8 protein-coding genes are annotated in these 12,103 nt (G+C 34.0%); 7 read left to right on the forward strand and 1 reads right to left on the reverse strand.

Going from position 1 to position 12,103, the window contains the following annotated elements:
• Positions 1-1,143: 1,143 nt before the first annotated feature.
• The gene (locus tag HT732_RS07385; RefSeq protein ID WP_173254486.1) at positions 1,144-1,917 is read right to left on the reverse strand and encodes a DeoR/GlpR family DNA-binding transcription regulator; all 774 of its coding nucleotides are present in this window, start codon (positions 1,915-1,917) and stop codon (positions 1,144-1,146) included.
• A 175-nt stretch (positions 1,918-2,092) separates the two neighbouring features.
• On the opposite strand from HT732_RS07385, the gene HT732_RS07390 reads away from it, so the two are divergent.
• From HT732_RS07390 to HT732_RS07420, 7 genes are all read left to right on the forward strand, one after another.
• Positions 2,093-3,496: a rhamnulokinase family protein gene (locus HT732_RS07390; RefSeq protein WP_173254487.1), complete on the forward strand. Its 1,404-nt coding sequence runs from the start codon at positions 2,093-2,095 to the stop codon at positions 3,494-3,496.
• 28 nt (positions 3,497-3,524) lie between these two features.
• Positions 3,525-4,817 (forward strand): ABC transporter substrate-binding protein, encoded by a 1,293-nt coding sequence (locus tag HT732_RS07395; protein ID WP_050972299.1) that lies wholly within the window; start codon positions 3,525-3,527, stop codon positions 4,815-4,817.
• Positions 4,818-4,902: 85 nt separating this feature from the next.
• Positions 4,903-5,832 (forward strand): sugar ABC transporter permease, encoded by a 930-nt coding sequence (locus HT732_RS07400; RefSeq protein WP_078140508.1) that lies wholly within the window; start codon positions 4,903-4,905, stop codon positions 5,830-5,832.
• Positions 5,833-5,834: 2 nt separating this feature from the next.
• Positions 5,835-6,674 carry a carbohydrate ABC transporter permease gene (locus tag HT732_RS07405; protein ID WP_049522255.1) on the forward strand — a complete coding sequence of 280 codons (840 nt, stop codon included), beginning with the start codon at positions 5,835-5,837 and terminating at the stop codon, positions 6,672-6,674.
• Entirely contained in the window at positions 6,671-7,990 is a 1,320-nt protein-coding gene (locus HT732_RS07410) for an alpha-L-fucosidase (RefSeq protein ID WP_173254488.1), read from the forward strand. The genes HT732_RS07405 and HT732_RS07410 overlap by 4 nt, the downstream gene beginning before the upstream one ends.
• 5 nt (positions 7,991-7,995) lie before the next feature.
• Entirely contained in the window at positions 7,996-9,867 is a 1,872-nt protein-coding gene (locus HT732_RS07415) for an alpha-N-acetylgalactosaminidase (protein ID WP_173254489.1), read from the forward strand.
• A 21-nt stretch (positions 9,868-9,888) separates the two neighbouring features.
• Positions 9,889-12,102 (forward strand): alpha-galactosidase, encoded by a 2,214-nt coding sequence (locus HT732_RS07420; protein ID WP_173254490.1) that lies wholly within the window; start codon positions 9,889-9,891, stop codon positions 12,100-12,102.
• The last annotated feature ends 1 nt before the right edge of the window (position 12,103 follow it).

The raw sequence follows: 12,103 nt of genomic DNA on the forward strand, positions 1-12,103 counted from the left end.
GAACACCAAAGCCCCTAACTAGTGCCATAGTTAAGGGCTTTTTTGACGTATCTTAGCGATTTAACGGGTGTTGATAGGCTAGTCATTCGGTCTACTTCTTACCATCTAGCCATTTGCAGACGAAATACAAGATAATTCCAGCTATAACATCTGCTATAATAGTAAGAGCAAGCTCTGGTATAAGGCTCATTAGTTTCACCTCCTCTCACGAACCCATAGGAACGTAATCGGTAACCGATGACAAAAGTATTATACCACACTAAATTTAGATCATCAACATTGCTTAATTCTTGAACTATTGGAGTGCGGTTCACTGTAATGATGTTTTTATGAGTCTTTTAAAGGGATTAGACATTACTTATTCCGTTTCACTTTAGACCTTTCAGATATCTAAGGGAACTTAAAAAAATAAATAAAACTCTTGAAATATCTGGGCTTATATGCTAGAATATAGTTAATTGATAAGGTTCATTAGAACACCAAAGCCCTTAACTATTGCCGTAGTTAAGGGCTTTTTTGACGTATCTTAGCGATTTAACGGGTGTTGATAGGCTAGTCAGTCGGTCTACTCCTTACTATCTAGCCATCTGCAGACGAAATACAAGATAATTCCAGCTATAACATCCGCTATAATAGTAAGAGCGAGCTCTATGATAAGGCTCATTAGTTTCACCTCCTCTCACGAACCCATAGGAACGTAATCGGTAACCGATGACAAAAATAGTATACCACAATAAATTTAGATCATCAAGGTCACTTAATTCTTGAAATATAGGGTCTAAGCGACAAAGTCTTGAAAATCAGGAAAACGCATAATATCAGGTGTGCAAAAACTTGATACTATGCGTTTTATTGTGGGAAGGTTTACTCCATTTTCTCCTGAAATTGGGTATTTGCCCAGCTTCTGTTTTTGGGGTTGCTGAGAAAATAATGTCATGTGGCGAGTATTTGTAGATAAGTCAGCAGACAGAACGAATATTCTTCGAAAATCTCTTCACATCATATCAGCTTCGTCTTGCCGTGTCTATGGGGGACTTGACTTTGTCAGCTCCATATACAACCTCAAAACAGTGTTTCGAGCTGACTTGATCAATTTTCAAATCTGTACTTTGAGCAACCTGAGACTAGCTTCCTATTTGATTTTCATTGACTATCAGAAACCCATTCTCCATCAAATAATTCTACTGCGTCTAATAATTTTTGATCTGGCAAGGTGTCAGAAATAAAGGTTGTGTATTTGGAGAGGGGATTAATTTTAAAAAATCCAGTCTTGTAAAATTTAGAACTATCAATCAGTAAGATGGTTTCATGGGCTTTGTCAATAATATTCTTTTTTGAAATAGCTTGACTTAGCGAAGCTTCATAAACGTATTGGTCGTCAATGCCTCTGGCTGAACAAAATGCTAAATCGATATTAAAGTGGTCTAATAAAGAATTTTCCTTTTCATAGTTGACCACGGAACAGGATTGATGTTTGACTTCTCCAGATGTGATAAAGATTTTGGAGCTATCTTTAACAGTTTCAGATAGGGTTTGTGCAGTATGTAAACCATTTGTAAAAATAATCAAATTATCAAGTTCAGAAAGATAGGGACAAAGTTCGTAGGTAGTAGTACTAGAATCTAGATAGATACACATACCTGACCGAATAAAGTCTTTAGCGAGACTAGCGATTAGTCTTTTTTGCCTAGTACTTTCTCCTTCACGTATTTGATGAGAAAGTTCAATTGTGTTCATAGAGGACAGGGTCACGTATCCGTGCTTTCTTTTGATAAGACCTTGATTTTCTAAGAAAATTAAATCACGACGTAAGGTACTTGTGCTGGAGAAAGTGATTTCTGCCAACTCTTTTACGGCAATTCTTTTTTTCTTTTTGATAATTTCAATCAATTCAAGTATACGTTCATCTTTTATCATAAGCTCCTCCTAATTTATCATCTCAACTATATTATAGCACAAATTGAAGGAATTTGAATTATTTTTATGTTTATGGCGCAAACGTATGAATTTTATTCAAGTAAGCGTTCACATATTGAAAAAATAAAATGTGGGTATTATAATAAACTTAATCAAGGACGAAGAGAGAAGAAAAATGGAAGCGGTTTTAGCAATAGATTTAGGTGCGACTTCTGGAAGAGCAATCGTTGGTTACCTTTCTGAAAATAAACTAGTAATGGAAGAAATAAATCGCTTTTCTAATCTACCTATTAGAGTAAAAGGGCATTTATCTTGGGATGCTGACTTTCTACTAGCTAAAATTCTTGAAAGCATCCGCTTGGCTAATACTAGTTACAAGATTTTATCTATCGGTATTGACACATGGGGAGTTGATTTTGGACTGATTGATAATGAAGGTAAGCTGTTATCACAACCTGTTCATTATCGTGATGAAAGAACAAAGGGAGTGTTAAAGGAAATATCTGAAATGACTGAATTAGAAAAACTGTATTCAGAGACAGGAAATCAGATTATGGAGATAAATACCTTGTTTCAACTCTTTAAGGCACGTCAAGAATCTCCTGACTCTTTCTATAAGACCAATAAGATTCTTTTAATGCCAGATTTGTTTAATTATCTCTTGACAGGTCAGTTTGCTACAGAAAAAAGCATTGCTTCAACAACTCAATTATTTGATCCGAGAAGTCAAAAGTGGAATCAGAATATCTTAAAACTATTTGAATTGGATTCATCTTTACTTCCTGAAATTGTTTCAGAGGGAAATGTCCTTGGAAGGATAAAAGAGGAGTATGGTTTAGGAGACATTCCTGTTGTGAATGTTTGTAGCCATGATACAGCCAGTGCGATTGTCTCAGTTCCTAAGACAGAAGGTAGTTTATTTATTTCATCAGGTACTTGGTCTTTAGTTGGAGTGGAACTTACTTCACCGATTCTTAATACCGAATCTTTCAGCTATGGATTTACAAATGAGGTAGGCAAAGATGGAGTGATTACATTTCTGAAGAATTGTACAGGGCTATGGATCATAGAGGAACTAAGACGTTCATTTGAACGAAGGGGGAAGGCCTATTCTTTTGATGATATTAGGACAATGGTGGAGAAAGAAAAAGAAGATCTTCCTTTGATTGATACTGAATCAACTGAATTTGCAACAGAATCTGATATGTACAAGACTTTGACAGAATATCTAGCTTATCATCATGAAACTAGAGAGTGGACAGATGGACAACTATTTAAGATCGTTTATGAAAGCCTAGCTGAAACGTATAGGAAAACGATAGAGTTATTAGAAGGGCTAACTCATAAGTCTTATAAAAGGATATATGTGATTGGAGGAGGTGCTAGAGCTAGTTACTTTAATCAAATGATTGCTGATAGAACTGGTAAAGAGGTTCTTACAGGTTCGACTGAAGCTACAGCTGTGGGGAATATTTGTATACAGCTATTAAGTCAAGGTAAAATAAACGAGGATACAGGGTTAAAGGATATTATGACAAATATTACTGATACACAATATTATTATCCTCAGCTATCATAAACAAAAATAAAAAAACGGAGGTTTTGTCATGAACAAAAAAAGTCTTTTGAAATGCGCTGTTATCGGGTTAGTAGCTACCCTTGGTTTAGCAGCTTGTGGAACATCTAAGGATGCAAGCGGTGGAAGTTCTTCTGGTAAAGAAGTATTAGAATTTTATCATGGATATCATCATAGTGAAGATGAATGGCCTGTAGCGAAGACTATGCGAGATTTATATGATAAATTTGCAGAAGAACATAAAGATAGTGGTGTAGAATTTAAACCAATTCCTATAAATGGTGATTTGAAGGATGTAATGAATAACAAGGTTGCTAGTGGTGAATTTCCAGATGTGATTGACCTAGCAGGTAATGCAGTATCATTAGCTGCAATTGAACAAAAACTTGTTTTAGATTTGAAACCATATATCGATTCAAATAAGCTTGAAAAAAATGTTGGTTTGAACTATAAACAAAACCAAAAAGATGGAAAAATTTATACAGTTCACGAACAGTTATTTACAATGGGTTTGTGGTATAACAAGGATATATTTGCAAAAGCAGGTGCTAAAACACCTGATCAGTGGAATACTTGGGAAGATTTTACACAAGCAATGGCTACTGTGAGAAAGCAAGATGGAGTGTATGCATTTGGTGCTGGAGAACCATCTATTCGCTTGTTTAATACAGTCTTAGGAACCACAGAAAATGGGCGTAAATTATTAGACAAACCATTAACAAAAGAAGGAATCGAATCTAAAGAATTTGCAGATGCTTTGAAAATGGTTATGAAAGAAATTCAAGCTAATGGTTCTAAGAATGCTGGTGGCGATGCTAATGCTTATTCTAAAGACTTCCAAGAAGGTAAATCTGCAGTCTTCTTTAATGGTGTGTGGGCTTCTGGTGAGATGTCTAAGAACCCAAGTCTTGCACCTGGAATCTATCCTGCAGGTGTAGCAATTAGTTCTTCTGGAGGTGGTATCACTATCTCAAGTAAGATGTCTGAAGCTAAACAAAAACTAGCTCTTGAGTTTTTGAAATATATGACTAGCGATGATGTACAAAAAGTAATTTTTGAAAAAGTAGGAGCAAATCCTTCTAATGAAAATGTAAATGTAAAAGAACTTTCAGAAAAGAGTTCAGAAGCTACAACTAAAATTTTAGGACAAGCAATCACTCAAGTTAAGAATGCAAAAGTAGTTGTTCCAACTGTAAGTGATGTTTGGGGTGGCGATGTACACACAGCTATTATCAATGCATTGACAGAAAGTGCTGCTGAAAATGTAGATGTTGATCAAAAAGTGAAATCTACTCAAGATGTGTTGAAATCATTGATTGGTTAATTGTTTTAGGGAGTGGAAACGAAGCTCAGTTGGCACTGCCAACTGAGCTTGATTTTACTCATATATTTGAAAAAGGAGTTTGTTTATGGCACAAAAAGTTATGAGCCTACAAAATAGGAAGAATCAAAAAAGACGATTTATCTTTTTATTTCTTTTGCCAACGTTGATTTGTTTCTTTCTATTTTATTTTTATTCTGTAGTAACAATCTTTTTAACTTCATTTGCTAAATGGGATTATACAAATTTAAACACCCCTGAGTTTCTTGGATTTGATAAATTATTTGAAAATTATAGGTATGTTTTTAAAGAATACCCATTTTTTACAGAAGCTCTAATTAATTCTGTTCGTTGGGCTGTAATTGGTGTTATTATTCAAGTTCCTTTAGCTTTATCTGTTGCAATTACATTATCTAAGAAATTAAAAGGCTGGAAGATATCTAGAAATCTTTATATTGTACCAAGTATCATTTCTAGTGCTGCTATGGGATTGATTTTTCTTCAAATCTATAATCCAAACTATGGCGTTGTTAACCAAATTATTCATCTATTTAATCCATCGTTTAAAGATTCAGTACTGTTGACTCCAGGATTAAATATAGCTGCTATGACTGGCGCTTATATTTTCTTTGCAGGAGCATCAACCATTATGATTCTAGGGCAAATTTTTGCTATTCCAGAAGAAGTTCAAGAAGCTGCTATTTTAGACAATATTACTGGTTGGAGGAAAGAGTGGTATATTACGATTCCGATGATTAAGGGGACAATTAAAACTGTTTCAATTATGGCAGCAACTTCAGGATTTTTGCTCTATAACGAAGTATTCTTTTTGACAAATGGTGCTGCAGGAACAAAAAGTATCAGTTTTGTTATTCGAGAATTAGCGGTGGCTAGCTCACGAACTCAGTATGCTCGTGCAAATACAATTGGAGTTATACAAATCTTAGGTGGAATGTTGATTATCGTTTGTATTAATATTTTATTTAGAGAAAGAAAAAGACTGAAAGGTGGGAAATGATTATGAATACACATATAAATGGTATTAGTAAAAAAGGCAAAGTTCTTATATATGGTTATATGCTCCTTACCATTTTAATTTCCATTTTCCCTATTGCGTGGATCTTTTTATCATCATTAAAAGCAGATCCTATGAAAAATCCAGGTATTAGTTTACCAACTGACTTTACTCTTGATGGTTATATAAATGTTTTTACAAAACTTCATGTTTTCACTTACTTTTGGAATAGCTTTAAAGTAGTGTCTATATCAGTTATTATTAGCATTGTTATGATTTCCATGTCTTCATATGTTATTGCTAGGATGGAATTTAGAGGGAAGAAGTTAGTGACTTCTATGCTGTATTCTACTCTATTTATTCCAGCAACAGCTATGACTTTTCCAGTTTATAGATTAGTAAATGCGTTGGGGATTTATAATACCCCAGTTGCTCTAATTCTAGTCTACTCTTGTAGTGGAATTGCTATGAGTTTCTTCATTATAAAGAACTATTTTGAAATTATTCCAAAAGAATTGGAGGAGGCGGCAGAGATTGATGGTGCGACATATGCTCAAACTTTTTGGAAAGTGATGTTGCCAATTGCTAGACCTGGAATTTTAACAGCAGCAGTACTCGCCTTTATTAATAACTGGAATGAATATTATTGGGCATCTATGTTGGTGATTGATAAAAATGAATTAACAGTACCAGCATTACTAGGTCAATTTACTACAAGTTTTAATACTAATTATAATGGTCTTTTTTCAGCGATTGTTGTAATCGTATTACCACCAATCATTCTATTTGCATTTACAAGTAAATACTTTATTGAAGCTTTAGGAGGAGGAGCAGTAAAAGGATGAAACATACACTTGAAACTATCAATAGTAGAACTCAGTGGTTTAGAGAAGCAAGATTTGGGATGTTCATTCATTGGGGTTTATATTCTATTCCAGGAAAAGGGGAATGGATTCGTAGTCATCAGAAATTATCTATTGAAGATTATGAACCATATTTTCGAGCTTTTGATCCTAAGGAATATAACCCTAGAGAATGGGCTAAACAAGCAAAAGCTGCAGGGATGAAGTATATGGTTTTAACAGCTAAACATCATGATGGATTTTGTTTGTTTGATTCAAAATTTACAGATTATAAATCAACAAATACACCTGCAGGTAGAGATTTAGTTAAAGAATTTGTAGATGCCGTTCGAGCTGAAGGTTTAAAAGTAGGGTTATATTTTAGTTTGATTGACTGGTATCATCCTGATTTTCCTAAATATGCTGATCTAAATCATCCAATGAGAGGAAATGAAGCCTATCGAGATGAGAAAATTAACTTTGACCGTTATTTGGAGTATTTGCACAATCAAGTTAAAGAAATTGTAACTGGTTATGGTCAGATTGACATATTATGGTTTGATTATTCTTATGAAGACATGGTAGGTGAAAAATGGGGAGCTTCAAAATTAATAGACATGGTTCGTCATTATCAGCCAAACGTTATCGTAGATAATAGATTAGAAACATCAGGTGAAGGATTCGGAAGTATTGTTACAGATGAAATTACCTCTTACGCTGGAGATTTTGTTAGTCCAGAGCAAATTGTTCCTCACGAAGGCATTCGAAACTTTAAAGGTGAGCCTGTTCCTTGGGAACTTTGTCTAACTATGAATAACAATTGGGCTTATAATCCTACAGATTATCTATATAAGTCTAGTCAAACTTTGATAAGAAAGTTAGTTGAATGTGTTAGTAAAAACGGGAATATGATTCTTAATGTAGGCCCAGATGCTTTGGGAAGAATTAATGATCCAAGTAAGAAAATATTAGATGATTTTCATCAATGGATGTCTCGAAATGGTGAGTCAATTTATGGATGTAGTGGAGATGAAAATTTACCAAAACCAGATTGGGGATACTATACTCGTAATGGAAATACGGTTTATGCTCATGTATTTGAACAACCTATAGGACCGTTAGCTCTTCTTGGCATTAGTAAAGAAAACGTAAAAAGAATGAGCTTTCTTCATGATGGAAGTGAGGTGAAAATTTCAGAAAGCTGGACGACCAATGCCTATAAAGGAATTTGTTTTGCACAGTTTGGAGAAGTTCCTCATTTTACCTATCCATTACCAGACTTGATTGATAGCGTAATAAAAATTGAGTTGAGAGAGTAGTTTATATGAAAATTGAAAATAAAAATGTAAGACGTAATTTCTTTTGGGGAGATGGTCGATTTTATACTACTGATATCGTAAACAAACGGGCAGGAGTAATGATAAAAAATGTTTCGAAAGAGGAATTTACCATTACATTGGAGAATGGTATAAGACTTTCTTCAAATCATTTTTCAGCAATCGTTAGGGAAGAGGGAGATAAGCGGATTGAGGTTTCTTTTGTTTATCCTTCCATTCGTTTACGTTTAATCTTTGAATCAAGGGATGATGTTCTTTCGAAACAATTAGTTTTAGAATCTTCTACTGAAGTTATTAAATCTGTAGAGGTAGAGAGTTTTGAGTTTGAAACAGAAGACCATATTTTCTATCCTAAAAGACAAGATTGTATTAAGGAAATGGCAAATTTTTCCGGCTATTATGTAGAATTAGGACAACCTGTTTATGCTAATTCTTTCTTCTTAGGAATGGAATTTCCCATGTCTGAAAACAAGGTAGATGGTAGACATTATGTATCAAGGTATTACTTAGGAACGGTTATTAATCAAGAGAAAAATTTGTGGCCTTGTATTGTTGGGGGTGCAGGTTCCTATAAAAAAGAAGAGATTCAAGAGGCATTTTTTGAATATGTGGAAGGAATAGCTCAACCTAGTTATTTCCGTAAACAGTATAATTCCTGGTATGACCATATGACCGACATTACAGAAGAAGGTATTCTAAAAAGTTTTTCTGAGATTAGAGATGGATTTGAAAATCATGGAGTCCATTTAGATGCTTATGTTGTTGATGATGGTTGGACAAACTATCAATCAGTTTGGGAATTCAATCATAAATTCCCAAATGGTTTGAGAAATATTAAACATCTTGTAAATGGATTTGGTTCAAGCCTAGGATTATGGATTGGTCCCAGAGGTGGTTATAATGGGACAGAAATCATTATGAGTGATTGGTTGGAAGCACATCCAGAGTTAAGGATTGGCTCTAAAAATTATACTTCAAATGATGTAAACGTCGCTGATTTTAACTATCTCAATCAAATGAAGAAAAAGATGTTGGAATATCAAAAAGAATTCGATATCAGCTATTGGAAAATTGATGGCTGGTTACTTCAACCTGACAAACCTGATAAGAGTGGGTCGCATGGTATGTATACCATGACAGCGGTTTATGAGTTCTTAATTCAACTGTTGATAGATCTAAGAAAGGAGCGAGGAGGAAAAGATTGTTGGTTAAACTTGACTTCTTATGTAAATCCTAGTCCATGGTTTTTACAGTGGGTCAATAGTTTATGGATTCAAATATCTCAAGATGTAGGGTTTACAGAGAATGCAGGTAATGATATCAATCGTATGATTACTTACCGAGATATTCAGTATCAAGAATTTTTGGAAAAACGTGAGATACAGTTACCTATGTGGTCGCTTTATAATCATGAACCAATCTATGCTGTCAGTGCAAATACCTGGTACATGGATCATCAAATGTTTGCATCAATACCAGATTTTGAAGCTTATCTATTATTTATTTCAACAAGAGGGAATGCTTTTTGGGAGTTTCACTATTCTTTTGATATGTTTGATGAAGAACGCTGGGAAGCCAATGCTCGTGCCGTCAAATGGATAGAGGAGAATTATCAAACACTAAAATATAGTAAAAAAATAGGAGGAAGTCCTGAAAAATTTGAAATTTATGGTTATAAGTGTCACAATCAGAAGATTTCTACTGAAATTCTCTCTCTGAGAAATCCTGCTCAGATTAAACAAAAAATAAAAATAGAGAATCTTTCGATAGAGAATTTTACCAGAGTAATTGGAGATTTTACTATTCAAGAAGATGAGATAGAATTGGAACCGTACTCTATCGTGATACTGAAGAAGTAAAGAAAAAATTGTGAGGTAGAGATGACGATTTATATTAATAAGGACGAGACCGTTTTTCATTTGGAAATGAAAGATAGTAGTTATATTTTTAGAATTTTAGAAAATGGGGAACTTCAACATCTATATTTTGGGAAAAGGATTCATGTCAAGGAAAATTATAACCAATTGATGGCCTATGAAAAAAGAGGATTTGAAGTATCTTTTTCTGAAGAATTTGAGGATATTCAACAGTCTATGATACAAAATGAATATTCTTCATATGGGAAAGGAGATTTTCGGCATCCAGCCTTTCAAGTTCAAGGAATGAATGGTAGTAGGATAACGACACTAAAATATCAAGGTTTTGAACTTAAAAAAGGGAAAAATCGTCTTAACTCTCTACCTTCAACATTTGATGATATTGGTCAGTGTGCAGAAACATTAACGATTATTTTAACAGATTCCATATTAGATTTAACTGTTAGACTAAATTACACAATTTTTCCGGAATACAATGTCTTAGTTAGAAATACGGAATTTTTAAATAATAGCAATAATAAGTTGACTCTTTTGAAAGCAATGAGCTTACAGCTAGATCTACCTGATAGTCAATATGACTTTATTCAATTTTCTGGAGCATGGCTGAGGGAACGTCAGTTATATAGAACTTCGCTTAGACCAGGTATTCAAGCAATAGATAGCTTGAGATACTCATCAAGTCCTCAGCAAAATCCTTTCTTTATGCTATCAAGGAGGGAAACTACAGAGCATAGTGGTGAGGTTTATGGTTTTAACTTTATCTATTCTGGAAATTTTCAAAATATGATTGAAGTTGACCATTTTGACACCGCTAGAGTAACGGTAGGAATAAATCCAGTAGAATTTCGTTTTTTATTAAATCCTGCCGAAAGTTTTGTGACACCAGAAGCAATTGTGACCTATTCTGATCAAGGGATGAATCAGATGAGCCAACAACTATCAGATTTTTATCGACATCATTTAGTTAATCCTAATTTTTCTCAAGCTAGTCGTCCTATAATACTCAATAGTTGGGAAACATTTTATTTTGACTTGAGTACAGAAAAAATTTTAGATTTAGCAAAGGCTGCTAAAGATTTAGGGATAGAATTATTTGTACTGGATGATGGTTGGTTTGGTCATAGGAAAGATGACAAAAGTTCTCTGGGTGACTGGGTAACAGATAGAAGTCGCCTTCCTGAAGGTATTGGATTTCTTGCAGATGCAATTCACAAAATAGGTTTACAATTTGGTTTGTGGTTTGAGCCTGAAATGATTTCTATTGATAGTGATTTGTACAAGAATCATGCCGATTGGACTATCCATTTGTTAGACAGAGAGAAGTCAGTAGGAAGAAATCAATATGTGTTGGATTTGACGAGACAGGAAGTTGTTGATTACCTTTTTGATTCTATTTCTAAAATCATAATCGAAACAAATCTGGATTATATCAAATGGGATATGAATCGTCATATAACAGATATTTATAGTATTGAACTTGATTCTGAACAGCAGATGGAATTTGGTCATCGATATATCTTAGGTCTTTATCAGTTATTAGATCGTTTAATAACTAAGTTCCCTTCAGTTCTATTTGAATCTTGTTCATCAGGTGGTGGACGTTTTGATTTAGGACTTATGTATTATGCACCGCAAGCGTGGACGAGTGATGATACGGACCCGATAGAAAGATTGAAAATTCAGCATGGAACTTCTTATGGATATTCTCCATCAATGATGACAGCCCATGTTTCTATTTCTCCAAATGAACAAAGTGGAAGACAAACGAGTTTGGACACTAGGACAAATGTAGCTTATTTTAGTTCTTTCGGTTATGAATTAGATGTTACGAGATTGTCGGTAGAAGAAAAAGAACAAGTGAGAGAACAAATTCAGTTTTATAAAAAATATCGTTCATTGTTTCAATATGGGGATTTTTATAGGATAAACAGTCCTTTTAGTTGTGATTCTGCTAGTTGGCAAGTTGTTTCAAAGAATAAATGCCAGTCGATTTTACTGTATGCTCAATTGAATAGTAAGTTGAATCCAGGTTATACAAGAGTTTATTTTAGTGGTTTAGATAAAGATAAATGCTATTCCGTATCTGGATTTGATGAGTTCTTTTATGGAGATGAATTAATGAATGCTGGAATAAAAGTCAGTTTAAGTAATTTAGCACTATGTGTTCCAGAATATCTTACAAAATTATTTGTTATTGAGGAAGTTGTATGTAAATAAT

The sequence above is a fragment of the Streptococcus sp. 5346 genome (assembly GCF_013277455.1).
In the GTDB taxonomy this organism is placed as follows: domain Bacteria; phylum Bacillota; class Bacilli; order Lactobacillales; family Streptococcaceae; genus Streptococcus.

Excerpts from the sequence above, each read along its gene's own strand:
- HT732_RS07405 (WP_049522255.1), top strand. The coding sequence starts at position 5,835 with ATGAATACACATATAAATGGTATTAGTAAAAAAGGCAAAGTTCTTATA.
- HT732_RS07420 (WP_173254490.1), top strand. The coding sequence starts at position 9,889 with ATGACGATTTATATTAATAAGGACGAGACCGTTTTTCATTTGGAAATG.
- HT732_RS07390 (WP_173254487.1), top strand. The coding sequence starts at position 2,093 with ATGGAAGCGGTTTTAGCAATAGATTTAGGTGCGACTTCTGGAAGAGCA.
- HT732_RS07385 (WP_173254486.1), bottom strand. The coding sequence starts at position 1,917 with ATGATAAAAGATGAACGTATACTTGAATTGATTGAAATTATCAAAAAG.
- HT732_RS07415 (WP_173254489.1), top strand. The coding sequence starts at position 7,996 with ATGAAAATTGAAAATAAAAATGTAAGACGTAATTTCTTTTGGGGAGAT.
- HT732_RS07400 (WP_078140508.1), top strand. The coding sequence starts at position 4,903 with ATGGCACAAAAAGTTATGAGCCTACAAAATAGGAAGAATCAAAAAAGA.
- HT732_RS07410 (WP_173254488.1), top strand. The coding sequence starts at position 6,671 with ATGAAACATACACTTGAAACTATCAATAGTAGAACTCAGTGGTTTAGA.
- HT732_RS07395 (WP_050972299.1), top strand. The coding sequence starts at position 3,525 with ATGAACAAAAAAAGTCTTTTGAAATGCGCTGTTATCGGGTTAGTAGCT.